Below are 26785 nucleotides of genomic sequence, written 5' to 3'. Positions count from 1 at the left end.
CCATACGCCGGCCGCCCTTGCGCGCGCGGCGCTGCTGCCTTTAGCTGGACCGAAATCGCGGGGCCGCTTTCTAGAGCCCCGCGCAATCGGGAGCGAACCATGGGGCCGCTGAAGGGCATCAAGGTCGTCGACATGACAACCGTGCTGATGGGGCCCTATGCGACCCAGATGCTCGGCGACTACGGTGCTGACATCATCAAGGTGGAATCGCTCGACGGCGACGTCACCCGCCTGATCGGCCCGATGCGTCACGCCGGCATGGGCCCGGTGTTCCTCAACACCAACCGCAGCAAGCGCTCGATCTGTCTCGATTTGAAGAAGCCCGCCGGCCGCGAGGCCGTGCTGCGGCTGCTGAAGGACGCCGATGTGCTCGTCTACAACGTCCGTCCGCAGGCGATGGCACGGCTCCAGCTCGGCTATGACGTTGTGTCCAAGATCAATCCGCGTCTGGTCTATGCCGGCGTGTTCGGCTTCGGCCAGGACGGGCCGTATGCCGCAAAGCCCGCCTATGACGATCTGATCCAGGGCGCGACCGCGCTGCCGGCGCTGATGGCGCAGACCGGTGACGGCGTGCCGCGCTATGTGCCGAACGCGCTGGTCGATCGCATTGTCGGCCTCACCGCCGTCGGCGCGATCTGCGCCAGCCTCGTGCACCGCGACCGCACCGGACGCGGCCAGCGCGTCGACATCCCGATGTTCGAGACCATGGCCGGCTTCGTCATGGGCGACCACATGGGCGGGCTCACCTTTGAGCCTCCGCTCGACAAGGGCGGCTACGCCCGCCACCTCTCGCGCGACCGCCGGCCCTACAAGACATCGGACGGCTATCTCAGCGTCATTGTCTACAACGACAAGCAGTGGGAGAACTTCTTCAAGGCGACGGGCCGCGACGATCTGCGCGCCGATCCGAAATTTGCGAGCTTTGCCGGCCGTGCCGCCAACATCGACGCCGTCTATGCCGAACTCGCGCGCATCTTCGAGACGCGCAGCACTGCGGAATGGATCGACCTGCTCACCAGGGCCGATGTGCCTGTGATGCCGATGCACGACCTCGCATCGATGCTGCACGATGAGCATCTGGACGCCACGAACTTCTTCCCGGTCGTAAACCATCCGACCGAAGGGCCGATCCGCAGCATGAAGGTGACGGCCAATTGGTCGGAGACCGAGGCCGAGCCGGTGCGGCTGGCGCCGCGGCTCAACGAGCACGGCGCGGAGATTTTGCGCGAGATCGGCTATTCCGCGGACGAGATCGACGCGCTGGTCCGCGACGGCGTCACCCGTTCGTCGCCTCGGAATGACGATGCACAGGTGCTGCCATGAGCTTCATCACGGGCGTCGGCCTCACATCTTTCGGCAAGCACGAAGGCTCATCCTCGCTCGACCTGATGAGCAAAGCCGCGCAGGCCGCACTCGACGATGCGGAGCTCAAGCGCGCCGAGATCGACGGCATCCTCTGCGGCTACTCCACCGTCTCGCCGCACATCATGCTGGCGACTGTCTTCGCCGAGCATTTTGGCATCCGTCCGGCTTATGCCCATGCCGTCCAGGTCGGCGGTGCGACCGGCCTCGCGATGACCATGCTCGCCCATCATCTCGTCGAAGCAGGCGTCGCCCGCAATGTGCTGGTCGTCGGCGGCGAGAACCGCCTCACCGGGCAGAGCCGCGATGCCTCGATCCAGGCGCTGGCGCAGGTCGGCCATCCCGACTACGAGGTGCCGCTGGGGCCGACCATTCCCGCCTATTACGGCCTCGTCGCTACCCGCTATATGCACGAATACGGCGTGACGGAAGAAGACCTCGCCGAATTCGCGGTGCTGATGCGCGCACACGCCTGCACCCATCCCGGGGCGCAATTTCACGATCCTATCACGGTCGCTGACGTCATGGCCTCGAAGCCCGTGGCGATGCCGCTGAAACTGCTCGACTGCTGCCCGGTCTCCGACGGCGGCGCCGCCTTCGTCATCAGCCGCGAGCGGACGGGAGAGGCCGGCGTACGCATTCGCGGCTGTGCCCAGGCGCATACCCATCAGCATGTTACCGCTGCGCCCGCCCTCAGCGAGCTCGGCGCCGAGATCTCCGTCGCCCGCGCCAAGGAGGCCACGGGCCTTGCGATCTCCGACGTGCGCTACGCCGCCATCTACGACAGCTTTACCATCACGCTCGCCATGCTGCTGGAAGACCTCGGGCTTGCCGCGCGCGGCGAGGCAGCCGCCCGCGTACGATCAGGCCATTTTGGCCGCGATGGCGCGATGCCGCTGAACACCCATGGTGGCTTGCTCAGCTACGGCCATTGCGGCGTTGGCGGCGCCATGGCGCATCTGGTCGAAACGCATCTGCAGATGACGGGGCGGGCTGCTATCCGCCAGGTGCGTGACGCCTCGATCGCGCTGCTGCATGGCGACGGCGGCGTGCTGTCGTCCCACGTCAGCATGTTTTTGGAGCGGGTGCGATGAGCGAGCGTCTAGCGGACTGGACCAGGGGCGAAGAGGCGGTCACCTATCAGACCTGCACCGCCTGCGCCCATGTGCAGTATTTCCGTCGCGCTTTCTGCGCGGCCTGCGGCATGTCCGATCCGCGCGAGGCGCGCGCCAGCGGCAAGGGCAGGGTGTACGCGACATCGTTGGTCTGCCGTGCCGCCACGCCTGAGACGCGCGCGCACGTGCCCTACAATATTCTGCTGGTCGATTGCGCCGAAGGGTTTCGCATGATGGCGCATGGTGAGAATGATCTCGCCATCGGCGACGAGGTCGTCGCGAGCTTTAAGCCGTTTGCCGGAAAGCTGATGCCGTTCTTCACGAAGGGAAAATAGTGGGATTCGTCATTCGGGGGCGGTCCAAGGGACCGAGCCTGGAACGGGAGTTCTGGGCCTGGCCTGTGCGAGAGCCACCCCGGAATGACGAAAACGCAAAAACTCTACCTAACGCCCGTAGAACAAGATGCTGGCGATGACGAGCATAGCCATCACGGCCAGCATATGCGCGAGCGCCTCCGAGGCCGCCCCTTTGGTGGCTTCCTTCATGCCTTTTCTCCCTAGACTTGGGCGTGACTCATCGATGCGCGGTGAGCGCAAGGACGGCCAATTATTTTACTCGGAACACCCCACTTCGAGTATCCGCTGCGATCTAGTCCCCACGCAGCGAATATCGATTGTGCCAAGGTCGATCAGCAATGCGGCGGCATTTTGACTCGATGTTGTTGCTCCTGCGTCTCTCCGCGAATAGAGTTTCAGGGAACTTTCGCCGGCAACGACAATGAGCATCAAAGGCTCCGAGAAGCCTTCGACAAAAACATCAGGAAAATCATGGCCCGCATCAACTATAGCGACCCGTCGAAGGCATCCGACCGCACCCGCGAAATCCTCGACAAGAACCGCAATGCCAACATCTTCCGGATGATGTCGCATTCGCCGAGCTATTTCGAGCAGTACTGCCGCCTGGGCGGCGCCATCCGCCACAAGGGCGAACTTGACCCCATCGTGCGCGAGCTCGCGATTACCCGCACTGGAATTCTGTGCGAGGCGCCGTATGAGATCGTCGCGCACAAGCGCATCGGCAAGAATGTCGGCGTCACCGACGAGCAGAGCGAGGCGCTCGAGAACTGGCAGTCAGCTAACTGCTTCGACGAGACACAGCGCGCCGCGCTCGCCTTCACCGACGAGATCGTCAAGCTGAACAAGCCGACGGACGTGACCTTCAAGGCGATCTCATCGAAGTTGCCGCCGGCCGCGCTGGTTGAATTGCAGCTCTCGGTCGGCTTCTACATCATGACCTCGAAATTCCTTGAGACGTTCGAGATCGATCTTCAGCCTGTGACGGAAGTGGTGGGCTGATCCAAAAACTGCGGCGAGGTCTGGCGATGACGATCGATGAATACACGGCCTGGGCCGCGAGCATTGCGAAAGTCGATGAGCATCCGTCCAACGAGCGGCTGTCCTATCTCGGTCTCGGCCTCGCCGGCGAATCCGGCGAGGTCGCCGAGCACATCAAGAAATTGCTGCGCGACGACTGGCTCGATCAGGCAGGTCTCGTCGATGAGCTCGGCGACGTCATCTATTACTGGGCCTGCCTGTGTGCGGCGACCGGCCAGAAGCCATCCGAATTGCTCAAGGCGAGTGCGGCCAAGATCAATCGGCGGCTGAGCGAGGCGGCGAGCCGCTGAGCCGCAACCATCGCGCTCAGGTCGAGGTCAGGATATCCACCTTGGCGTTGGCGACAATCAGACGCTCGGCCAGAAGCTGCGCCAGATTGCGCATGATGCGTTCGCTGGCGTGAGGATGCTGCTTGCGGAAGCGCTCGAAGTCCTTCAGCTGCACCTCGTGCGCCGTCGCTGCCATGTCCGCGAACACGTCCGCGGAGCGGGTGGTCTCAATCAGCGCCATCTCACCGAACGCCATGCCGGCCGTCAGCGTTGCCAGCCGCACGCCGTCGGGCAGGGTGACATGCACCGCGCCGCTGCGCAGGAAGAACAGGGAATCGGCTGCAGCGCCTGTCGTGATGATCTTCGCGCCGGATGCATAGGTCCGGATCGTGCAAATCGAGGCGAGGTCGGTCAGCTCTTCCTCGCTCATGCCTGCTAGCAGCGGCTGTTCGGCAAGCTCGGTGGTCTCGTGGAAATCGATCGATCCGCCATGGCGATAGACGATCTGGTCTTCGGCCCATTCGATCGCGGTGTCGAGCAGGTAGAAATCGCGGACGTTCTTCAGCTCGGCGGTCCATTCCCGCAGGCTGTCCCATTCCTTGGAGGCGCGCCTGACGCCTGACAGCACGACGGTCACATTCAGCGCCGCGAGCTCCTCGAACGCTTCGGCGACCAGCCGCGCACCCGCGCGCGTGGTGGAGGTGACGCGGTGCAGATCGAAGATCACGAATTGCGGCCGCGGCCGGCCCGCAAGCCGGCGCGAGACATAGTCGACCGCCGATAGCGACAGCGTGCCGACCAGCTCGATGATCCGCACCTCCTGCTCGTGCGCCGCGAGAATATCGCGCTCCTGCGGACGGCGCACGCGCCGCGACGGGCTCTTGCCGATGTCGTAGTCGGCGATGACGGCGTTGCGCGCATCGTCACTGCGGTTGAGCATGTGAAGGTCGTAATGCGAGGACAGCGCCTCGCAGACCTTGATGCCGCGCACGCTGTTGCCGTGCTTGTCGAGCTTTGGCGAATAGCTGCCGAGCCCGAGGCGGGCGGGAAGGGCGGCCAGAATCCCGCCGCCGACACCGCTCTTGGCGGGGATGCCGATCCGGTAGATCCATTCGCCGGCATAGTCGTACATGCCCGACGACGTCATCACCGACAGCGTGCGCGAGATCGCGTAAGGCGTCAGCACCTGTTCGCCCGTGACCGGATTGACGCCGCGGTTGGCGAGCGTTGCCGCCATCACCGCGATGTCGCGCGCGGTGACCAGCACCGCGCATTGCCGGAAGTAGACGTCGAGCACGGCAGCGACATTGTCCGAGATCACCGCATTGGTCTTGAGGAGATAGCCGATGGCGCGGTTGCGGTCGCCGGTCTGGCTTTCGGAAGCGTAGACGGCCTCGTCCAGGGCGAGGTCGCGCCCGGCAAAACGACTAAGCGCGAGGCGAATCTGCTCGAAGGCGTCTGCGCCCTTGCTGTCGTAGATCAGCCCGGTGCAGGCGATCGCGCCGGCATTGACCATCGGGTTGAACGGATGGTTTTCGGAATTGAGCCGGATCGAGTTGAACGGATCGCCAGAGGGCTCGACGCCGATCGCGCTCTCGACCCTGTTCGCGCCGAGCAGATCCAGCGCCAGCGCGAACACGAACGGCTTTGACATTGATTGGATGGTGAAGGGCACCCTGGAGTCGCCGACCTCGTAGACATGGCCGTCCAGGGTCGCGAGGCTGATGCCGAAATGGGCTGGATCGGCCTTGCTCAGCTCGGGAATGTAGTCGGCGACCGCGCCCGAGATCTCCGCCGAGAATTCGTTGAGGCAATTGTCCAGGAACCGCAGCAAAGGCGGCTTTGAGCGGGTCCAGGCGGTGGCGAGCGGCGAAAGCGGTTTCATCGCCTCTCTTTGTGCAACGCAATCAGGGCACGCGCAACCCGTACGGCACCATGGTCTGCCGCCGGACCAGAACAAGGGCGAGCAAAGCCGTGGGCACGAGGATGGCGAGGCCGAGCAGCGTCACCTGCATCTGCGACAGCGGCATGATGCCGCCGCCGGGGGTGGCCACCACGAACCCGCCGATCACCAGCAGCACGCGAATAGGCCATTCCAGCGCACCGGCGCCGCGGAGATCGCCGACGAAGGGCTGGTAGCCCTGGATGCCGCCGCAGATGAACAGCGTGCCGAACGCCGCAAGCGCCATCAGGCCGAGGCCGGCGAGATAGGGGCTTTCCCCCTGCAGCACCAGCGCCGGATTGAGCACGAAGAAGAACGGGATGAAATAGATGATGCTCCCGACCCACATCGATTCCCAGCCCGTCTTCATCGCAGGCGAGCCGGCAATGCCTGCGGCTGCGAATGAAGCAATCGCGACCGGCGGGGTGATCGACGACAGCATGCCCCAGTAGAAGATGAACATGTGCACGGCCATCTTGTTCAGCCCGAGCTTCTCCAGCGCGGGCGCGACCAGGATGGCGAGGAAGATGTAGCAGGCCGTCGTGGTCAGGCCGAGCCCGAGGATCAGGCTGGTGAGGGCGCACATGCCGAGCAGCAAGAACGGATTGTCGCCGGCGATGCGCAGCAGGTCGTTGGCGAGGCTCGACACCACGCCGGTCATCGAGAAGGCGCCGATCAGCAGGCCGCAGCCGGCAAGGATGCCGACGAGCTCGACGAAGGTGCGGCCATTGACCTCGAGGAATTTGCCGATGGTCGCGACAGTCCAACGTGTGTCCTTCGAGAACAGCTGGTTGAGGACCAGAAGCAGCGCGGTGGCATAGAACGGCGCATGGCTTTCGCGCTTGAAGTAGAGCAGCATCACGATCAGGAGCGCGATCACGAAAACGTAGTACCAGCCGTCCCGGATCGTATCCATGACCCGCGGCAGCTCTGCGCGCGGGATGCCTTTCAGCCCGTGTCGTGCGGCATAGGAATCGACCTGCATGAACAGCCCGATGTAATAAAGCGCGGCGGGAATAATGGCCGCGATCGCGACATCGGCATAGCTGACATTGAGGAACTGCGCGATCACGAAGGCGGTCGCGCCCATCACCGGCGGCGCCAGCACCGCGCCGGTCGAGGCACAGGCTTCGATCGCGCCGGCATAGGAGGCGCGAAAACCACTCTTCTTCATCACCGGGATGGTCATGGTGCCGGCAGTGAGCACGTTGGAGATGATCGAGCCCGACATCATGCCGAGCAGGCCGCTGGCAAAGATGCAGACTTTCGCCGCGCCGCCGCGGAACGTGCCGCACAGCGCGAAGGCGAGGTTGATGAAGAACTTTCCGGCGCCGGTCATCATCAGCGCGGTGCCGAACACCAGGAAGCCGATCACGGTGTCGGCAAACGCCTGGATGGGAATGCCGAGCAGGCTCTCGCCCGAGAGCACGTGATAGGCGGTCGCCTGCTCCAGCGTCGATTGCGTGCCGCGGAACGGCCCGAGCCAGCCGGCCTCTGCGAACAGCGGATAGACCGTGAAGGGGAGCACGCTCAGGAGCAGGCTCCAGCCGCCGGTACGGCGCAGCGCCTCCATCAGCATCACCCACATCACGAGGCCGGCGGCGATGACGCTGTTCGGCGCGCCGCCGAATTCCCAGCCGGCCTCCGCGGCCTTGCGCACGTTCGACATCAGCAGCAGCGCGGCGGCAAAGGTCACGACGAAGCAGAGAAGGTCATACCAGGGAATGCGGTCGAGCGGCGCGCGCGTGGTTCCCGGGAAGATCAGGAACGTGAAGGGCAGCATCAGCGCGATCAGGAGATAGAAGTACTCCGTGTTGAGCTGGGTGTAGCCGACAAAAAAGCGCAGCGAGAATTGCTGGTTGATGCAGAGCAGGATGGTCGCGGCGGTCGCGGTCACCAGCGTCCAGCGCCAGGCGCCGCGCAAGCTGCGAACGCGCGTGACCTCCGCTTCCTGCATGTTGCCGGCGGCGCCATGCGGATCGTCGAACACGACCCGCTTGGCCTCGTCCTGCGGGGCGGTGGAGACTGAAGCAGACATGATCGACCCCGCGCGTGGGCAATTAACCGTTGACGATTATTCGTCGAACCCGTTCGGCATGTCGGCCTTCGCAAGCGCCGCGGCACGCGCTTTCATCCAGCCGTCGAGGAAGGCCTTGTCATCCGCGGGCGGATTGGACTTGCCGTAGTCGGTCCACGCTGCGCCAAGCACCTCCTGGCGCTTGATCAGCTTGTTGTTGTGCGTGTCCTGCGCGTCACTCCATTGCCCGGCTTCCTTCAGCGCCTTCACCGCGCCGGGGTGTACCGGCACCACCCAGTTCTTGGTCTGGCGATCGGCCGCGAGCCCGCCGGCGCCGGGTGCGGAGTCCTTGTAGGAATCGTAGTTCACGATCATCGCCTTCGTCATCGCATAGACCTGGTCGGGGGCTTGCGAGGCGTAGGCGACGAAGATCGGGTAGGGGTAGTTGCCGAGCTCTATCGGCTTGTCCGGCGAGATGCCGGCGCCGCAGGTCGCGGTCTGCGGGAAGAAGAACGAGCCGACCTTCTGCATCCGCGCCCAGCCTTCCTTGTCGTTGGCGGGCAGCGGCGGCCAGATCAGGCCGCGCGGCGAGGTCTCGGCTTCCTTGGCGGGGCCGGTGATGGTGGTGCCGAAGGCCGCATCCGTGTCGTTGTTGATCAGGCCCTTCCACATCGCGCCGTAGCTTGCGAACTCGACGATCCTGACGTCCTTCTGAGTCAATCCGGCGAAGGCGAGCACCGCGAGCGAATTCTGGTTCAGCGCCGGCGAGCCGACGACGAAGCCGACGCGCTTGCCTTTGAGGTCCTTCAGATCCTTCACGCCGGCATCGGCGGCGACGCCAAGCGTACCGCAGTTGCAGTCGACCGACGAGAGCATGATCTGAAGCGGCTGCGGGCCCCATTCTCTGGTTCCAAACTCGAACACGCCTTCCTGCGCGAAGTAGGAGCCCGATCCCATCGCGGACGAGACCGCGCGCTTGGCGCGCAGCGGCGCGAGACGCGCGACGTCGTTGCCTGCGGGGAGCACGCGCACGTCGGTCGAGTATTTGTCCTTCATCATCTTGCCGACGCCGACCGCGATGTTGAAGCCGGCGGTGCCGGTGTCATAGGCGGTGAACGTCAATGTTGCCGGCAGCTTGATGTCTTCGGCGGCTGCATAGCGTGTAGACGCAAAAGAAATGCCCGCCACCAAGGCAGGCGCGAGCATGATCAGCCCACGAAGCATGTTTCCCTCCAATGATCCTCGCGTTTGCCGCGAAGATTTTCTTTCTTTGTTTGAAACAGGGTTTGTTTGAAACAGATCATGTCATCGCGATGAAGCGATGGCAACGCCGTACCGCGAACTCAGCAATGAGGCTGACAGATTGTCGCGGAAGCTGCGGATAATGCGGTCAGTTCGCGACGATCGCGATCGCCTGTCCCTCGGCAACGACGTCGTTGAGCTTCACCAGAAGCGATGTGATCGTGCCGCTCGCGGGCGACGGCACAGGTATCTCCATCTTCATCGCTTCGACCACCACAATTTCGTCGCCATCCGCAACGGTTCCTCCAACTTGCACGGGCATTGCGCAGATGCGTCCCGCGACCTCAGTGACGATTTTTATATTTGGCATGCCATCGCCTTTTTGTTGTCGTCGCAAAATGCCTGAGGTAGCGTCATCCGCAAGTGGAATTTAATTCCGCAGAGCGGAACAAGCGGTAGGGATCATGGGACGACGTTCAGAGCGGTTGAGTAGACAGGGTGCGCTCGCCGGCGATGCCGGTGAGAGTGATGTCATCCAGGTGGTGTCGCGCGCGTTCGACGTGCTGCGATGCTTCGAGGGCCACGAGATCAGGCTCGGCAATCTCGAGATTTCAAATCGCTGCGGCCTGCCGCGCTCGACGGTGTCGCGGCTCACGCACACGCTGACGCGGATGGGACAGCTGGTCTATCTGCCACGCGATCAAAAATATCGCATCGGGCCGAGTGCGGTGGCGATGAGCGCCTCGATGATGAAGGGCGCGCAGCTGCGCAGCATGATCCGCCAGCGGCTCCAGGAAGTCGCCGAGCAACTGCCTGGTACTGTCGGCTTCGTCGTGCCCGATCGCTTTCATCTGGTCTATCTCCAGTTCGCGCGCTCGGCTTCGGCGCTCGGCCTGCACGAGGGCACCGGCAGCCGTATCTCGATGGCGTCGACCGCTGCGGGCGCAGCCTACACCGCTGCGCTGGCGCCGGAGATCGGCGATGCCTTCATCACGGATATGGAACGGGAAGCCCCCGAGGCTGCGAAAATCCTGCGGCCCCGCATCGAAGCCAATCGACAGTCGCTACGCGATCACGGCTATGTCGTGGCCTGCGGCCTGTGGAGCCCGCACATCAACGGGCTCGCGGTGCCGATCTGGTCGCCGCAGTACCAGACTTTTGTGGTGATCACGATCGGTCTTCTGTCGTCGATGTATAACGAGCAGCGTCTGCATGCCGAGGTCGCTCCGTTGATGGTCGCGCTCGGCCGCTCGCTCGGCAGCCTGATGGACGGCGCGGAAGGCGACGTCTTCAACAATCGCATCTCGCGCAAACCGGTCGCAATGGCCGTGCACAACAATAACAAGCCGATCAATTCGGAGGGCGTGAATGAACTGGAAGCCGGAACTCGACGAGCTCGCCCGGCGCGAAGCCTTCGCGCGGGAGATGGGCGGCGTTGACAAGGTCAAGCGTCAGCATGACCAGGGCCGACTGACTGTTCGGGAGCGTATCGACAGACTGACCGACAAGGGCAGCTTTCACGAGATCGGTGCCGTCTCCGGCATCGGCGAATACGATTCCAGCGGCGAGTTGCAGAAATTGACGCCGGCGAACTGCGTGTTTGGCCGCGCGCGCGTCGATGGCCGCACCGTCGTCGTAGTCGGCGACGACTTTACCGTGCGCGGCGGCTCGGCGGATGCGTCCATCTCCGCAAAACCGTTGATGGCGGAGGAGATGGCGCACGACTTCCGTCTGCCCATCGTGCGCATCATCGAAGGCTCCGGCGGCGGCGGCTCGGTCAAGACCATCGAGACCAAGGGCGCAGCTAATCTGCCGGGCGGCATCGGCGGCACACGCTGGTATCGCTTCACGACGGAGAATTTGTCGCGCGTGCCTGTGGTCGCGCTCGGCCTCGGCTCGGTCGCGGGGCTCGGTGCCGCGCGTCTTGCCGCCAGCCACTATTCAATCATGACCAAAAAATCCGCGATGTTCGTCGCGGGCCCGCCGGTGGTGAAGGCGTTGGGGCAGGACCTCTCGAAGGAAGAACTCGGCGGCGCCGACATCCAGACCCGCGCCGGCGCGGTCGATCATGCCGTCGACACCGAGGAGGAGGCCTTTGCCTGCGCGCGGCGATTCCTGTCCTATCTGCCGTCGTCGGTCTACGAGCTGCCGCCGACCTTGCCTTGCACCGACCATCCGGAGCGCACCGATGAGGCGCTGATGAACGCGGTGCCGCGTAACCGCAAGCAGGTCTACAAGATGCGGCCGATCATCGAATCGGTCGTGGACAAGGGCTCGTTCTTCGAGGTCGCCAGGAATTTCGGCAAGCCTGTTATCGTCGGTCTCGCGCGGCTCGAGGGCAGGGCGGTGATGCTGCTCGCCAGCGACAGCTTTCACTACGGCGGCTCCTGGACCGCGGATGCCTGCCAGAAGGTGGTGCGCTGGGTCGACTTCGCCGAGACCTTCCATTTGCCGATCGTCTATCTCATGGACTGCCCCGGCTTCATGATTGGCCTCGATGCCGAGAAGGCCGGCACGATCCGTCAAGGCGTCCGCGCCATGGCCGCGGTCAACCAGACCACGGTGCCCTGGTGCACGGTGATCCTGCGCAACGCCTTCGGCGTCGCCGGCGTGGTGCATCAGCCGGCCGACCGCTTCTCGATCCGCTACGCCTGGCCCTCGGCCTATTGGGGCTCGCTCCCGCTCGAAGGCGGCATCGAAGCCGCCTACCGCGCCGACATCGACGCGGCCGAAGATTCCCCGGCGAAGCTGAAGGAGATCCAGGAGCGCCTCAACAAGCTGCGCTCGCCGTTCCGCTCCGCCGAAAAGTTCTGGGTCGAGGAGATCATCGATCCCCGGAAGACGAGGTCGCTGCTGTGCGAGTTCGCGCGACTGGCGGAGCCGCTGCGCAAGCCCGGGCCGCCGGAGAGCATGACGATCAGGCCGTAAGCAGAGCCGTCGAGGGCTGCTCGCGCTTTGCCGCGGCAGCGATGGCGTGACCTCAAAACAAGAACGCGCTACGCTCCCCGGACAAGAACAAGAGGAAGCGCCAATCGTGTACGACTTCATTATCGTGGGCGGCGGCTCGGCGGGGTCCGTGCTGGCCCACCGGCTCTCCGCAAAGAGCGCCAACAAGATACTGCTCTGCGAAGCCGGACAGGACACGCCGCCCGGCGACGAGCCGGCCGAGATCAGGGACAGCTATCCGGGCACGGCCTATTTCGATCCGCGCTTCCACTGGACCGAGCTCAAGGTCACGACCCAGATCGTCAGCCACAACAATCCGAACGAGGGACGTCCGCCCTTACGCAAATACGAGCAGGCGCGCGTGCTCGGCGGCGGCTCCTCGATCAACGGCCAGATGGCCAACCGCGGCGCGCCGACCGATTACGACGAATGGGAAGCGCGCGGCGCCGCGGGTTGGAGCTGGAATGACGTGCTGCCCTTCTTCAAGAAGGTCGAGCGCGATCTCGATTTCGACGGTCCGTACCACGGCAAGGACGGTCGGATCCCGGTTCGCCGGATCCCGCGGGAGCACTGGACGCGACATTCGCAGGCGTTCGCCGACGCCTTCCAGCAGGCCGGCCACCAATACTTGGCCGACCAGAACGGCGAGTTCCTCGACGGGTTTTTCCCGGTGACGCACTCCAACCAGGCCGAGCAACGCGTCTCGGCCGCGATGGGCTATCTCGATCGTGATACGCGCAAGCGCGCCAACTTGACGATCTCCACCAACACGCAAGTCAGAGAGCTGCTGTTCGAAGGCACGCGGTGCGTCGGTGTGAAGGCGACTGTCGACGGACGGGAGCAGGAATTCCGCGGCCGTGAAATCGTTCTCTCCAGCGGCGCCATCCATTCGCCGGCGCATCTGTTGCGCGCCGGCATCGGCCCGGTCGGTCACCTCAAGGATATGGGCATTCCAGTCCTGATGGGGCTGCAAGGTGTCGGCCAGCGCCTGATGGATCATCCCTCGATCTCGCTGTCGTCCTTTGTCCGCCGCGGCGCGCGCATGAACGAGCACACCAGGCGCCACATGCAGCTTGGCCTGCGTTATTCATCAGGGCTCGAAGGCGTACCGAAAGGCGACATGTTCGTCGTCCTGCTCAGCAAATCGGCCTGGCACGCGGTCGGCGAGCAGATCGGATCGCTGCTGACGTTCGTCAACAAGACCTATTCCGAGACCGGACAGGTCAAGCTCGCCTCGCGCGACCCGGCAGCCGAGCCGATCGTCGAGTTCAACTTGTTATCGGACCGCCGCGATCTCGATCGCCTGATGAGCGGTTTCCGCAAGATGGCGGCCGTGCAGATGAGCGACGTCGTCAGGGCCGTGACGGACAAGCCGTTCCCGGCCTCCTATACCGACCGCGTGCGCAAGATCGGCGTGGTCAACACCAGGAACCGGATACTGACAAAAATCGCCGCGGCCCTGATGGACGGGCCGGCGGCGCTGCGCCACTACATGATCGACAATTTCGTGGTCGAGGGTTTTACCTTCGACGACGTGATCAACGACGACGAGGCGCTGGAAGCCTTCGTGCGGAAGGCGACCATCGGCGTGTGGCACGCCTCCTGCTCGTGCCGCATGGGCCGGACCGACGATCCGATGGCGGTGGTCGATCCAGAGGGCCGCGTCAAGGGCGTGCAGGGACTGCGCGTCGTCGACGCCTCGATCTTCCCGGTGGTGCCCTGCGCCAACACCAACTTTCCGGTCCTGATGTCGGCGGAGAAGATCGCGGCTGCGATGATGCAGTGAGCCGGTTCGCTTTTTGCGCCGTCCGCCGCGAATCAGGCGGTAGAAGCTGAAATTATGCAGGAGAATACCCGGAGCTGTTCCGCAGGGACGGTCTGGGGCATCCGTCCTGATGCGGAACCGGGAACCGATCTCGGGCGTTCTTTGCCAAATCTCGCCTTTCGGCTTGGAACCGGGGCGCTAGGCTGCGCGGCCCCGAACCGGGCCAGGGCGCGTCTTTTTTGGCGATAGACCTTCAGGGGGTTCTATGACCGATTCTTCGAGCGGGGCCCAAACCAGCGAGTCCGGAGATTTGCCGAGGATCTCGACCGGCAGTCAGGGCCTCGACGACATCCTCTATGGCGGGCTCGATCCCAATCGTATGTATCTCTACGAGGGTCGGCCCGGCTCGGGCAAGACCACCATGGCGCTTCAATTCCTCCTTGAGGGCGCCCGCTGCGGTGAACGCGTGCTCTATATCTCCTTGTCGGAAACCAAGCGTGAGCTGACGCTGGTGGCGCAGCGGCACGGCTGGTCGCTGCAAGGTGTCGACATCTTCGAACTTGTCCCGCCGGAGACGACGCTCGATCCGGACCGGGAGCTCACCGTCTTCCATCCCGCCGAAATGGAGCTGAGCGAAACGACCGGCCTGATATTCAAGGCAGTCGAACGGATCAATCCCGCGCGCGTGGTGCTGGACAGCCTGTCCGAACTGCGCCTTCTTGCGCAGAACCCGCTGCGGTACCGGCGCCAGGTTCTGGCCCTGAAGCACTTTTTCACCAACCGCAATTGCACGGTCATTCTCCTCGACGACCTCTCGTCCTCCCAGGACGATTTGCAACTCCATTCGATCGCGCACGGCGTCGTCATGCTCGAACAGCTCGCCATCGATTATGGAGCAGAGCGCCGGCGGCTTCGCGTGATCAAGATGCGCGGCATTCGGTTTCGCGGCGGCTTCCACGATTTCACGATCGAAGCGGGAGGTGTGCGGATATTCCCCCGTCTGGTGGCGGCGGAGCATCACGCCTCGTTTGTCGGCGAGTTCACGCCCAGCGGCAACGCGCAGCTCGATCTCCTTCTGGGAGGAGGGCTCGAGCGCGGCACCAGTGCGCTTCTTCTGGGCGCCGCCGGTGTCGGCAAGTCGTCTCTCGCGCTGACCTATGCGATCGCGTCGGCAGAACGCGGTGAGCATGCGGTGTTCTTTGCCTTCGATGAAGGTCGCGGCACCGTGGAAGCCCGGTCTCGAACGCTTGGGATGCCCCTCGAAAGCTACCTGCAATCGGGACTCATCCGATTTCAACAGATCGATCCCGCCGAGCTGTCCCCCGGGGAATTCGCCGCCAATGTGCGCAAGAGCGTCGAAAAGGATAACGCCAGAATTGTCGTCATCGACAGTCTGAACGGCTACCTCAACGCGATGCCCGATGAGCGATTTCTCATCCTCCAGATGCATGAGCTCCTGAGCTATCTCGCGCAAAAAGGCGTGCTGACCGTCCTGATCCTCGCCCAACATGGGCTGGTCGGCCCGATGGAAACGGCTCTCGATATCAGCTATTTGAGCGATGCCGTGCTCATGCTGCGCTATTTCGAGGTCGGCGGAACGGTGCGGCGTGCCCTCTCGGTCGTGAAGAAACGCAGCGGCAATCATGAAAATACCATCCGCGAGTTTCGCCTTGGCCGTGCCGGCATCACGCTGGGTCCTCCGCTGAGCGAGTTCAGCGGCATCTTCTCCGGAAATCCACGTTATACGGGCACGGAGATACCAGAAGGGCCGGCGGAATGAGCGCTGCCCGCGATCATTGCGTTCTCGTGTTTGCCCCGATCGGCCGCGATGGACCGGCATCGGTCGAGCTTTTACGTAATTCGAATCTCGTAGCGATCAATTGTCGAGGTCTCCCTGAACTGGTCAGCGAGATGTCGGCGGGCGTGGGCGCGGTCCTTCTGGCCGAGGAGGGGTTGTTCGGGAAGGATACCCAGCCGCTGGCACATTGGATCGAGAGGCAGCCGCCCTGGTCTGACCTGCCCTTTGTCATTCTCACCAGCCATCGGGAGCAGCCGGCGGTGGTTGCCTGGCGCCGCAGTATCGTCGAGACACTCCGCAACGTTTCGCTGCTTGAACGCCCGGTTCAGCCGATCACGCTGACGAGCGCGGTTCAATCCGCAATGCGGGCCCGCCGGCGGCAATATGAAATTCGAACCTTGCTGCAGGCGCGCGAGCGGACGGCCCAGGAGCTCGAGAAGCTCGTGGTCGAGCGCACCCGTGCGCTCGAGGAGGCCAACAAGCATCTGCGGGCCGAAATGGAAGAGCGCGCCCGCGTCGAGGAGACCCTTCGTCAGGCCCAGAAGATCGAGGCCATCGGACAATTGACCGGCGGCGTAGCTCACGACTTCAACAATTTGCTGATGGTGATCTCCGGCGGCCTCGATTTGCTCGACCGGCAGACAGATCCTGATCGTCGGCGTCGTCTCATGGAAGGAATGGTCCAGGCGGCGCAGCGCGGTGCCGGCTTGACCAGGCAGCTTCTAACTTTTTCGCGGCGGCAGAAGCTCCGGCCCGTGGCTGTCGACATCGCATCGCAGATCGGCGGCATGCGCGAATTGCTCGATCGGAGCCTGAGAGGCGACGTTCACGTCGAGTTCGATTTTCCGGATAGTCTTTGGCCGGTGGAAGTCGATCCGGGAGAGCTCGAACTGGTCATTCTCAATCTGGCGGTCAACGCCCGCGATGCGATGCCGAGCGGTGGCACGATCGTTGTCCGTGGCGAGAACCTGGCCGGCCTGACCGAGGACGAGATCGCGGGTGATTACGTTCGTCTGTCCGTGGTCGATAGAGGTGTTGGAATGAGCCCGGAGATCCTGGCGCGGGTCTTCGAGCCGTTCTTCACGACCAAGGATGTCGGGAAAGGCTCGGGCCTGGGGCTTGCCCAGGTCCACGGATTTGCGACGCAGTCACGAGGGACGGTTCGAATCAAATCGACGGTCGGCGAGGGCACCAGCATCGAGCTCTATCTGCCGCGATCCAGGAACATCCCTTCTGGTGAACGCCATTTCATCGATCTGAACAGGGCGCGGCCGAAGAAGGCCAACCATGGCCGGATCCTCCTCGTCGAAGACGATGACGAGGTCGCCGCGCTGGTGAGCGAGATGCTGGCGCAACTCGGCTACGAGGTCACGCGCGCGGCGAGTGCTGCGGCGGCGCTCGGTGCCCTGGCGGACGGCCGCTCCGTCGATCTGGTGTTTTCGGATATCATGATGCCGGGCGGCATGAACGGTGTCGAACTCGCGCGCGAGATCAAGAGACGGCGAAGCGACATCCCGGTTCTGCTGACGAGCGGATACGCCGAAGCCGCGGTTCGCGACGCCGAAACGGCCGGCGTCCAGATTTTGCCGAAACCCTACCACATCGACGAACTCGCCGCAGCGCTCGGCGCAGCCAAGTCGGACTTTCGAATTGACGCGGAAAGCAAGCGCTCTGGGGCGTCGTGATTGGGCCTCATGATCGGCTTGCAGTCCGGCGTCAGTAGCGAATGCACACGCAGCCGCGTCTCAGTTGCAACGATAAGCATTCGCGTTCTGCGAGAATCATGCCCGTCGCTACGTGTGGCTTATGATGATTGCAGGGAGCGGCCTGTAAGGGCAGCCACTTTCAGCCGCTCTTTGAGCCCATTTCAGCCAAACTGTTGTTGGTTTCTCGTGCCGGGGCAGAGGCCTTCCAATTTGGAGCCCTGCAATGTTCAAGCCGGTTCTTTCTGCGTGTCTAATTGTTGCCTTTAGCTCCGTCGCTTCCGAAGCACGGCCCTATCGCATTCATCAAGCACCCGAATGCAATGTCACGATGCCCTGCGACCTTTCGTATTCGCAAACGCGCCGTGAGCGGATTCCCAGGTCCTCGCTAATTTCCAGGTCCTCACTACAAGCCTATCGCGCGACGCAACTGACAGTGACCGATGCAGGCGGCGCCGCGACGGCGAGCATCGCTGAGGCTCGCATTGTCGGCAGTCGTCCGGCAGGTTGCCCTTCCTCCTTCTGCGGCTGCGGCGCGGCTCTGCGCGTGTTCGGCCGTATCGTGCCGGAGTTGAATCATGCGGCGAACTGGCTGCGCTTTCCGCGGACATCACCCGCACCGGGAATGGTCGCAGCCCGACGCGGACATGTGTTCGTCCTCGAACAACACCTGGGAGGGGACACCTGGTTGGCCTACGACGCCAACTCGGGCGGACACGCGACTCGAATGCATGCGCGTTCATTGCGTGGGTATACGATCGTCAACCCGCGCGGCGGTTCGGTCACTTGAGAGACCAGCCGGCCAAGGGCAGGGGGCACGTAACGAGCCGTGGAGCCGTCGGGCAAAACACCCTGTCAAGCCTGCGCTGGAATAATATTCGTATTTACAGAAGTTCGGATAAGGCGTAGTTTGCGCTCATCCCGGCCCGCTACAAGGGCGTTTCGCGATCGTCACGAGACGCGGGCCGGGAGGCGGTGGCCGCGACTGCGTCGGCGCGCTGGGCAAGCTGCAGGGCGGGTGTTCCCGTGAGCAACTGCACACGCGGTACGACACGGCGCTGACAGCGTCCCCGTTCGGTCTCGATGGCGAGCGCACGCCAGGCATCGGGGACAGGGGCGGGGAGGTGCGCGGACGGCAAAATCGTGTGGTCCTGACGCCCGGGGTCTGTGCGTCAAGTCTTGTGGTGATGCTGCTGCCCAACCGGGCCAGCACATCAGCCATCCGCGAGGCGACGGGGGCAATAGTGCATCGCTCCCCGGGGAGAGCGCGTCATAAGCCGTAAAACCATTCGCGCAGGGAAGGCCGATTGCTCGGCGTCACCTGTGGTCCACCCCGTGCGCGTCTTGTTCGCACACGGCACTGCGGGTGCCAGCCGGCGCCCGGCCTTCCCTGCGCCCTTTTTTGCGAGAGGGTGCGAAGAAGAGAGCAAAGCTCGGGCGAAATGAGCCGCGAGAATGCGAAGCCATGCGTTCTGAGAAGCCGTGCGTTCTGAGAAGCCATGCGTTCTGAATGGAAGAAATTTATGCGCAGTCTCGCGCCCCGGACGCAGCGCAGCGTCGCTTTGACGGTGCGCTGCAGAGCCGGGGTCCATATCACTGCGGCGGCGCGCGCAATCTCGACGTCGAGGCTGCGGTCTTCGGCGTCACCACCACGATCAGGTACTAGGCCATCGCGGCTTGCGGCTTTGGCTTCGGTTGTCGCGAGAGCGTCAGCACGATCAAGGAGGCGAACACGCAGAGTGCGCCGGCGATGAAGAAGGCGGGAAGATAGCTCTGATACACCGTCCGCGAAAAACCGGCGCCGAAGGCGGCGGTGCCCGCGCCGAGCTGGTGGCCGGCAAAGATCCACCCGAACACCAGATTGGCGCGCTCGGGTCCGAATTTCTGCGCAGTGAGGCGCACCGTGGGCGGCACGGTTGCGATCCAGTCGAGCCCGTAGAACATCGCGAAGATCGAGAGCCCATAGAACGAGAAATCGCTGAAGGGGAGGAAGATCAGCGAGAGTCCGCGCAGGCCGTAGTACCAGAACAAAAGGTAGCGGTTGTCGTAGCGGTCCGACAGCCAGCCCGACATGATGGTGCCGAAGAAGTCGAAGATGCCCATCGCAGCCAGCAGACCGGCAGCCTGCACCTGCGGAATGCCGAAATCGAGGCACATCGGGATCAGGTGCACCTGCACGAGGCCGTTGGTGGATGCGCCGCAGACGAAGAAGGTCGCAAACAGGACCCAGAATGCGCGCGACTTCGAGGCGTCGCGCAGCGTGCCGAGTGCCACAGCCGTGATCGAGCCATGGCTGACCGGTGGGGCGGGCAGGGGCTCGGTGCCTTCGTCGCCGAAGGGGCGCAGGCCGACGTCGCTCGGGCGGTCCCGCATCACAAGGAGAACTCCCAGAGCGGAAACGCAGAGCGCGATGCAGACAAAGCCGAGTGCAAGCCGCCAGCCGTATCGTTCGGTCAGGCTTGCAAGCAGCGGCAGGAAGACGAGCTGGCCGGTGGCGACGCTCGCGGTCAAAATGCCGACGACGAGGCCGCGCCGCGCCGCGAACCAGCGGGTCGCAATGGTGGCGCCCAGCACCAGCGCGGTCATGCCGGTGCCGAGACCGATCACGACGCCCCACAGTACGACGAGCTGCCAGACCTCTGTCATGCCGAGCGACAGGATCAGCCCGGAGACGACGATGAGCTGAGCCAGCAGCGTGACGTTGCGCAGGCCGTAGCGGTTCAGGAGCGCGGCAGCGAACGGCGCCATCAGCCCGAACAGGATGAAGCGGATCGACAGCGCGGACGAGATCTCCGCCGTGCTCCAGCCGAACTCTTTCTGAAGCGGAATGATGAACACGCCGGGCGCACCGACCGTGCCGGCGCTGATCAGCGCGGTGAGGAAGGTCACGCCGACCATCACCCAGCCGTAATGAATATTGCGGCGGCCCAGTGTTGCCGCGAGCCAGTTCGAGATCATTGGGCCTCAATCTTGGTGGGCAGGATTTGAAACACCTGCGCGAGTTTGCAGAATGGCACGGGACGCGTCTGTCGGAAATGACGGAGTTCCCTCATTTCCGGACTTTTACGTCAATGCGTCAGGCGCTCCACCGCGATCGCAGTGGCTTCGCCGCCGCCGATGCAGAGCGCCGCCACACCGCGCTTGAGGTTTTTTGCTTCGAGCGCATGCAGCAGCGTCACGATCAGCCGTGCGCCGGTGGCGCCGATGGGGTGGCCGAGCGCACAGGCGCCGCCGTTGATGTTGAGCTTCTCCCGGGGAATGCCGAGATCGCGCTGCGCCGCCATCGCCACCACGGCGAAGGCTTCGTTGATCTCGAACAGATCGACATCGCCGGCACTCCAGCCGACCTTGTCCAGGAGCTTGCGGATCGCCGGGATCGGCGCCGTGGTGAACCATTGCGGCTCCTGGCTATGGGTGGCATGGCCCTTGATCTCTGCCAATGCGGGCAGGCCGTTGCGATCGGCGAGCGACCGCGTCGTCAGCACCAGCGCGGCGGCGCCGTCGGCGTTGGCGGAGGAGGCCGCCGGCGTGATGGTGCCGTTGGCGCGGAATGCCGGCTTCAGCCCGGGGATCTTTGCGGGATCGACCTTCAGCGGATGCTCGTCATTGGCGACGATGCGCAGGCCTGCCTTCTCGCTCAGCGTGATCGGCGCGATCTCGGCCTTGAACGCGCCACCCTCGACCGCCTTGCGCGCGCGGCTCAGTGTCTCCATCGCATAGGCGTCCTGGTCCTTGCGGGTAAACTGATAGGCTTCCGCAGTCGCCTCGCCGAAATCGCCCATCGAGCGGCCGGTCTCGTAGGCGTCTTCGAGGCCGTCCATCATCATGTGGTCGATGATGCGGTCATGGCCGGCGCGATAGCCGCCGCGTGCCTTCGCCAGCAGATACGGCGCGTTGCTCATGCTCTCCATGCCGCCGGAGACGACGATCTCGGCCGAACCGGCGCGAATGATGTCGTGCGCCAACATGGTCGCCTTCATGCCGGAGCCGCAGACCTTGTTGACGGTTGTCGCGCCGGTGGCGTCGGGCAGGCCGGCTGCACGCGCAGCCTGGCGCGCCGGGGCCTGGCCCTGGCCGGCCGGCAGCACGCAGCCCATGAAGACCTCGTCGACCTTTTCCGGCGCGAGCTTCGCACGCTCCAACGCCGCGGCGATCACATGCGACCCGAGCTTGTGTGCGGGCAGCGGCGACAACTCGCCCATGAAACGGCCGAGCGGGCTACGGACGGCGGAGACAATGACGACAGGATCGGCGGTTTCGGCCATGGCGGGACTCCCTGCGATGGTGGGTAAGATTATGACCATCATATGATGCGGCGCAAAAAATGCAACCGCGTCCAGCATGAGAAATTGTCGTGGCTCGGATGAGATTTGCTCGTTCGAAGGGAGGAGGCTGTGGGGCAGACCTACCGCTTCCGGTTGACGAACGCCTGCATCAGCCGCGTCGGCTCGTCGGTCAGGAACGATTGGCCGAACACTTTCACGCTCAAATTTACCGACTCCGTCAGCGGCAGTTCCTCCCATTGCCGAAGCAGTGCCTTCTGCGAACGCAGCGCCTCGGGGCCGCATTCGAGCAGCGCCTGCACGAGCTGCTCGACGGCCGCGTCGAGTCCGCCCTCCGGCGCGACCTTGTCGACCAGACCCCAGGCCAGCGCCGTCGGCGCGTCGATGTTTTCGGCGGTCATCACCAGCCAGCGCGCGCGGGCCCAGCCGATCAGGCGCGGCAGCAGCGCGGCATGGATCACCGAGGGGATACCGACGCGCACCTCCGGCATGCCGAAATGCGCATCATGCGCGGCAATCCGGAAGTCGCAGGCCGCGGCCACTTCGAGCCCGCCGCCGAGGCACCAGCCCGGCATGCGTGCGATCACGGGGGCGGGGAAGGCGCGCACGGCCTCGCAGAGATCGCGCAGGCGGCTGATGAAGGCTTCGGCCGATGCCTGGTCGAGCTTCACCATCTCCTTGATGTCGGCGCCGCCGATCATGCTCTTCTCGCTCTGGCCGCGCAGCACCATGACGCGGATACTGCGATCAGTCGCGAGCTTCTGCAAACCTTCGCGGACCGCGTCGGTGACGGGGGAGCCGAGGATGTTGAGCGAGCCGGCGTTGCAGATCGCGACATGAACGACGCCGCGCGCGTCGCGCGTCACGCCGCAGTGGTGGTTGAGCATTTCCATGATGGGATCTCTGAGTTTCGTGGACGTTGCGCAAAGGTACGCCGTTCGGGATCACTTCCGAGCCGAAACGCATTGGTTGTCAAGCGGTGGGGAGGCGGAGTTGCCGGCGCGAAGTCCGCGATATAGTATGATATATATCATGCAATGGAGTATCCATGCCCGACAACGATCAACCCGACCTGTTTTCACCCGCGCAACGGCGCGAGCGTGTCGTGGACTGGCAAGTGCCCGCGCCGATCGCAAAGGCGGCCATGGGGCTATCGGGCATGGATGCGATGATGGGCATCCGCGACGGCCGCCTGCCGCCGCCGCCTTTTGCAAAACTGATCGGCTTCACCATGGCCGTGGTCGAACCGGGCCGGATCGTGATGGAACTGGAGCCGCGCGAGGATCTCGAAAATACCATCGGGCTCCTGCACGGGGCGACCGCCGCGGCGCTGATCGATACTGCCATGGGCTGTGCGATCTCGACCCGGTTGGAGGCCGGGCATAGCTCGGTCACTCTCGACCTGAAAATGACCTTCCTGCGTCCGCTCTCGGTTCGTTCCGGGCTGATCTCGGCCGAAGGTAAAGTGATCAAGCTGGGACGCCAGAGCAGCTACGCCGAAGGTTTTGTGCGCGACGGCAAGGGGGCGCTTGCGGTGCATGCAACTGCAACCTTTTCGATGATCGGCAATATCTTAAACATGAATTAATGCGCCGCCTGGTCCATTTCTGTGTTATGAGATGATCTTCGACATTCAATGAGACCAGCATGCGCTATTCCCGGGAACACAAGCAGGAAACACACGACCGTATCGTGAAGAAGGCTTCCGTGCGGCTGCGCGAAAAGGGCGCCCACGGCATTGGCGTCGCCGACCTCATGAAGGAAGCGGGCCTGACCCATGGCGGCTTCTACGCGCATTTCGATTCCCGCGAGGCGCTGGTGATCGAGGCGTTTGGCTACGCCATGGATCGCGGGATGGACCATTGGCGCAAGATCACCGACGAGGTCGCGCCGGAGAAGCGGTTGGCGCTGATCGCGGAAGCCTATCTCTCAGCGCTCCATCGCGACAATCCCGGCCATGGTTGCTCGATCCCCGCGCTGGGCGCCGAGATCGCCCGCGAGAGCCCGAAAACGCGAAAGGCCTTTGCCGGCAAGCTCGACGAGATGATCGAGATGATGACCGACTTCATCCCGAACCTCCCGCGCAAGGCCGCGCGCAAGCAGGCAATCGCGACGCTGACCACCATGGCCGGCACCATGCTGCTGGCGCGCATCGCCGGCTCGAGCGAGCTGTCGGACGAGGTGCTGAAGACGGGCAGGGAGAGCGCGCTGGATGGCGCGCGCCGTGAGCCGAAGACTGCGGCGGCGAAGAAGGCGAAGCAGAATTAGCGACAGCCAGAGGCTCCAGGCCTCATCCTGAGGAGACCGCGAAGCGGTCGTCTCGAAGGATGGTCGCGGGTGAGATACCGGCCTCTATGGTTCGAGACGGCGCTGCGCGCCTCCTCACCATGAGGATCTGGCAGTTGGGCTCTCAACACCCCGAATTCACCGCCCCGCAAACAGCGCCCGCTCGCGCTCGACGATCTCGCTGATGTAATCCGCCACAGCCCTGATCCGCGCGAGGTCCTTGCTGTCGGCGTGCATCAGCATCCAGAAGGTGCGGGTGATCGAGACCTCTTCCGTCAGTACCGCAATCAGCTGCGGATAGTCGGCCGCCATGAAGTGCGGCAGGACAGCGATACCGAAGCCTGCGAGCGTGGCATTGAGCTGCGCGATCAGATTGGCGCTGCGCAAACGTGCGGAGATCTTCGGCGACACCTGCGGCAGATAATCGAGCTCGGGCGTGAACAGCAGCTCCTCGATATAGCCAACGAAGCGGTGCTGCGGCAGGACCTCGCGCGAGGTGATTTTCGGGAAGCGGTCGAGATAGGCGGGCGCGGCATAGAGCCCGAGGCGATAGTCGAGCAGTTTGCGGCCGACGATGCGGCCTTCCTTCGGCATGGTCAGGCTGATGGCGATATCGGCCTCGCGCTTGGAGAGGCTGAACAGCCGCGCGGTCGCGACCAGTTGCAGATCGAGGTCGGGATAGCGGTCGGCGAAGGGCGCGAGCCGCGGCGCCAGGAACGCAGTCCCAAAACCGTCGGGCGCGCCGATCCGTACCGTGCCGGTCAGCCGGGCCACGGAGCCGCCGACCTGCTCCTGGTTGGCGACGATGGTCGATTCCATGGCTTCCGCGCTGTCGGCGACGCGCTGCCCGGCCTCTGTCAGGAGGTAACCGGTCTTGCGCCGGTCAAACAGCTTCGCCGAGAGGTGCTTCTCCAGCCGGTCGACGCGGCGGATGACGGTGGCATGGTCGACGCCGAGCTGTTTTGCCGCAGCCGAAACCGAGCCGCCCCGCACGATGGCCAGCACAAAACGGAAGTCGTCCCAGTCGATAGCGCCTTGATCCAGCATTTTCGCACATCTATGGTGCATTATCTCAGACTTGAATCCTATAAAATGCAGGTTGATAGGATTTGTCAAAGCGATCGTGCTCGACTTCCAGGGAGATCATTCCATGCGTTCAATCGGACATTTCATCGGCGGCAGGGAGGTCAAGGGCACATCGGGCCGCACCGCCGACGTTTTCGAGCCGATGACCGGTGACGTCCAGGGCAAGGTAGCGCTGGCGTCCAAGGCCGAGGTCCGCGCTGCCGTCGAGAACGCCCGCGCCGCGCAGCCGGAATGGGCCGCGACCAACCCGCAGCGCCGTGCCCGCGTGATGATGAAATTCGTCGAGCTGGTGCAGCGCGACTACGACAAGCTTGCCGAGATGCTGGCGCGTGAGCACGGCAAGACCGTGCCCGACGCCAAGGGCGACATCCAGCGCGGCCTCGAAGTCGCGGAATTCGCCTGCGGCATCCCGCATCTGATGAAGGGCGAATACACCGAAGGCGCCGGACCCGGCATCGACATCTACTCCATGCGCCAGGCGCTCGGCGTCGTCGCCGGCATCACGCCGTTCAATTTCCCGGCGATGATCCCGATGTGGAAGTTCGCCCCCGCGATCGCCTGCGGCAACGCCTTCATCCTGAAGCCGTCGGAGCGCGATCCCGGCGTGCCGATGATGCTGGCCGCGCTCATGATCGAGGCGGGCCTGCCGGCCGGCATCCTCAACGTCGTCAACGGCGACAAGGAAGCGGTCGACGCCATCCTGGACGATCCCGACATCAAGGCTGTCGGCTTCGTCGGCTCCACGCCGATCGCGCAATACATCTACGAGCGTGCCGCGCAGACCGGCAAGCGCTGCCAGTGTTTTGGCGGCGCCAAGAACCACGCCATCATCATGCCCGATGCCGACATGGACCAGGCCGTCGACGCGCTGATCGGCGCCGGCTACGGTTCGGCCGGCGAACGCTGCATGGCCGTCTCGGTGGCCGTGCCCGTCGGCAAGTCCGCCGCCGACCGCCTGATGGAAAAGCTGATCCCGCGCGTCGAGTCGCTCAAGATCGGCACCTCGATCGATCCGTCGGCCGATTACGGTCCGCTGGTGACGCGCGAGGCGGTCGAGAAGGTCAAGGGCTATATCGATATCGGCATCAAGGAAGGCGCGACCCTCGCCGTCGACGGCCGCGGCTTCAAGATGCAGGGCTACGAGAACGGCTTCTATCTCGGCGGTTCGCTGTTCGACAACGTCACCAAGGACATGCGGATCTACAAGGAAGAGATCTTTGGTCCCGTGCTCTCGGTCGTGCGCGCGCACGACTACAAGGAAGCGCTGGCGCTGCCGTCCGAGCATGACTACGGCAACGGTGTTGCGATCTTCACCCGCGACGGCGATGCCGCACGCGACTTCGCGGCCAAGGTCAATGTCGGCATGGTCGGCATCAACGTGCCGATCCCGGTGCCGATCGCCTACTACACCTTCGGCGGCTGGAAGAAGTCCGGATTCGGCGATCTCAACCAGCACGGCCCGGACTCGGTCCGCTTCTACACCAAGACCAAGACGGTGACCTCGCGCTGGCCGTCCGGCGTCAAGGAAGGCGCGGAGTTCTCGATTCCGCTGATGAAGTAAGGCTGTAGCCCAGCCC

Annotated in this window: 23 protein-coding genes; 15 read left to right on the top strand and 8 right to left on the bottom strand. The window is 64.0% G+C overall.

The features are described 5' to 3' along the window. The first annotated feature begins 99 nt into the window (after positions 1–99). The 5 genes from ABIB00_RS06020 (at position 100) to ABIB00_RS06000 (ending at position 4161) form a co-directional block, all read left to right on the top strand. Positions 100–1323: a CaiB/BaiF CoA transferase family protein gene (locus ABIB00_RS06020; RefSeq protein WP_354103707.1), complete on the top strand. Its 1224-nt coding sequence runs from the start codon at positions 100–102 to the stop codon at positions 1321–1323. Beyond that, positions 1320–2456, top strand: coding sequence for a thiolase family protein (locus tag ABIB00_RS06015; RefSeq protein WP_354103706.1), 1137 nt, complete (start codon positions 1320–1322; stop codon positions 2454–2456). The genes ABIB00_RS06020 and ABIB00_RS06015 overlap by 4 nt, the downstream gene beginning before the upstream one ends. Continuing rightward, a complete protein-coding gene (locus ABIB00_RS06010; protein WP_247446810.1) occupies positions 2453–2812 on the top strand; it encodes a Zn-ribbon domain-containing OB-fold protein in 360 nt (119 codons plus the stop codon). The genes ABIB00_RS06015 and ABIB00_RS06010 overlap by 4 nt, the downstream gene beginning before the upstream one ends. 492 nt (positions 2813–3304) lie before the next feature. Further along, complete coding sequence (locus ABIB00_RS06005; protein WP_354103705.1) at positions 3305–3832, top strand: carboxymuconolactone decarboxylase family protein; 528 nt, start codon at positions 3305–3307, stop codon at positions 3830–3832. A 26-nt stretch (positions 3833–3858) separates the two neighbouring features. Continuing rightward, positions 3859–4161: a nucleoside triphosphate pyrophosphohydrolase family protein gene (locus tag ABIB00_RS06000; RefSeq protein WP_247345910.1), complete on the top strand. Its 303-nt coding sequence runs from the start codon at positions 3859–3861 to the stop codon at positions 4159–4161. A 16-nt stretch (positions 4162–4177) separates the two neighbouring features. Here the strand turns inward: ABIB00_RS06000 and glsA are convergent, their stop codons facing one another. From glsA to ABIB00_RS05980, 4 genes are all read right to left on the bottom strand, one after another. Further along, the gene (gene glsA, locus ABIB00_RS05995; RefSeq protein WP_354103704.1) at positions 4178–6025 is read right to left on the bottom strand and encodes a glutaminase A; all 1848 of its coding nucleotides are present in this window, start codon (positions 6023–6025) and stop codon (positions 4178–4180) included. Between the two features lie 22 nt (positions 6026–6047). Further along, complete coding sequence (locus ABIB00_RS05990; RefSeq protein WP_354103703.1) at positions 6048–8120, bottom strand: TRAP transporter permease; 2073 nt, start codon at positions 8118–8120, stop codon at positions 6048–6050. A gap of 36 nt (positions 8121–8156) precedes the next feature. Continuing rightward, positions 8157–9323: a TAXI family TRAP transporter solute-binding subunit gene (locus ABIB00_RS05985; protein WP_354103702.1), complete on the bottom strand. Its 1167-nt coding sequence runs from the start codon at positions 9321–9323 to the stop codon at positions 8157–8159. Positions 9324–9489: 166 nt separating this feature from the next. Continuing rightward, the gene (locus ABIB00_RS05980; protein WP_354046776.1) at positions 9490–9711 is read right to left on the bottom strand and encodes an acyl-CoA carboxylase biotin carboxyl carrier protein subunit; all 222 of its coding nucleotides are present in this window, start codon (positions 9709–9711) and stop codon (positions 9490–9492) included. Positions 9712–9805: 94 nt separating this feature from the next. Between ABIB00_RS05980 and ABIB00_RS05975 the strand changes: the two genes are divergently transcribed. From ABIB00_RS05975 to ABIB00_RS05945, 7 genes are all read left to right on the top strand, one after another. After that, positions 9806–10780: an IclR family transcriptional regulator gene (locus ABIB00_RS05975; protein ID WP_354103701.1), complete on the top strand. Its 975-nt coding sequence runs from the start codon at positions 9806–9808 to the stop codon at positions 10778–10780. Continuing rightward, a complete protein-coding gene (locus ABIB00_RS05970; RefSeq protein WP_354103700.1) occupies positions 10710–12269 on the top strand; it encodes an acyl-CoA carboxylase subunit beta in 1560 nt (519 codons plus the stop codon). Before ABIB00_RS05975 ends, ABIB00_RS05970 begins: the two co-directional genes overlap by 71 nt. 106 nt (positions 12270–12375) lie before the next feature. Continuing rightward, entirely contained in the window at positions 12376–14073 is a 1698-nt protein-coding gene (locus ABIB00_RS05965; RefSeq protein ID WP_354103699.1) for a GMC family oxidoreductase, read from the top strand. A 244-nt stretch (positions 14074–14317) separates the two neighbouring features. Next, a complete protein-coding gene (locus tag ABIB00_RS05960) occupies positions 14318–15832 on the top strand; it encodes an ATPase domain-containing protein (RefSeq protein WP_354103698.1) in 1515 nt (504 codons plus the stop codon). Further along, positions 15829–17535 carry a response regulator gene (locus tag ABIB00_RS05955; protein ID WP_354103697.1) on the top strand — a complete coding sequence of 569 codons (1707 nt, stop codon included), beginning with the start codon at positions 15829–15831 and terminating at the stop codon, positions 17533–17535. Before ABIB00_RS05960 ends, ABIB00_RS05955 begins: the two co-directional genes overlap by 4 nt. Positions 17536–17779: 244 nt before the next feature. Next, complete coding sequence (locus tag ABIB00_RS05950) at positions 17780–18343, top strand: hypothetical protein (protein WP_354103696.1); 564 nt, start codon at positions 17780–17782, stop codon at positions 18341–18343. A gap of 720 nt (positions 18344–19063) precedes the next feature. Continuing rightward, positions 19064–19219, top strand: a complete 156-nt coding sequence (locus ABIB00_RS05945) for a hypothetical protein (protein WP_354103695.1) — start codon at positions 19064–19066, stop codon at positions 19217–19219. On the opposite strand, the gene ABIB00_RS05940 is transcribed toward ABIB00_RS05945, so the two are convergent. From ABIB00_RS05940 to ABIB00_RS05930, 3 genes are all read right to left on the bottom strand, one after another. Then, a complete protein-coding gene (locus ABIB00_RS05940) occupies positions 19216–20511 on the bottom strand; it encodes an MFS transporter (protein ID WP_247345944.1) in 1296 nt (431 codons plus the stop codon). The genes ABIB00_RS05945 and ABIB00_RS05940 overlap by 4 nt on opposite strands. A 110-nt stretch (positions 20512–20621) precedes the next feature. Then, positions 20622–21818 (bottom strand): acetyl-CoA C-acyltransferase, encoded by a 1197-nt coding sequence (locus tag ABIB00_RS05935; RefSeq protein WP_354103694.1) that lies wholly within the window; start codon positions 21816–21818, stop codon positions 20622–20624. A gap of 140 nt (positions 21819–21958) precedes the next feature. Then, positions 21959–22729, bottom strand: a complete 771-nt coding sequence (locus ABIB00_RS05930) for an enoyl-CoA hydratase (protein WP_354103693.1) — start codon at positions 22727–22729, stop codon at positions 21959–21961. Between the two features lie 155 nt (positions 22730–22884). Between ABIB00_RS05930 and ABIB00_RS05925 the strand changes: the two genes are divergently transcribed. Beyond that, positions 22885–23424, top strand: coding sequence for a PaaI family thioesterase (locus tag ABIB00_RS05925; RefSeq protein WP_354103692.1), 540 nt, complete (start codon positions 22885–22887; stop codon positions 23422–23424). A gap of 59 nt (positions 23425–23483) precedes the next feature. Beyond that, complete coding sequence (locus ABIB00_RS05920) at positions 23484–24104, top strand: TetR/AcrR family transcriptional regulator (protein WP_247345957.1); 621 nt, start codon at positions 23484–23486, stop codon at positions 24102–24104. A 156-nt stretch (positions 24105–24260) separates the two neighbouring features. On the opposite strand, the gene ABIB00_RS05915 is transcribed toward ABIB00_RS05920, so the two are convergent. Continuing rightward, the gene (locus ABIB00_RS05915) at positions 24261–25169 is read right to left on the bottom strand and encodes a LysR family transcriptional regulator (protein WP_247345960.1); all 909 of its coding nucleotides are present in this window, start codon (positions 25167–25169) and stop codon (positions 24261–24263) included. A gap of 103 nt (positions 25170–25272) precedes the next feature. Here ABIB00_RS05915 and ABIB00_RS05910 point away from each other — a divergent pair, with 103 nt between their 5' ends. After that, entirely contained in the window at positions 25273–26769 is a 1497-nt protein-coding gene (locus ABIB00_RS05910) for a CoA-acylating methylmalonate-semialdehyde dehydrogenase (RefSeq protein ID WP_247345963.1), read from the top strand. Positions 26770–26785 lie beyond the last annotated feature (16 nt).

It is taken from the genome of Bradyrhizobium sp. LB14.3, assembly GCF_040547985.1.
GTDB lineage: Bacteria > Pseudomonadota > Alphaproteobacteria > Rhizobiales > Xanthobacteraceae > Bradyrhizobium.
This window is presented reverse-complemented; position numbering and strand designations above follow the sequence as displayed.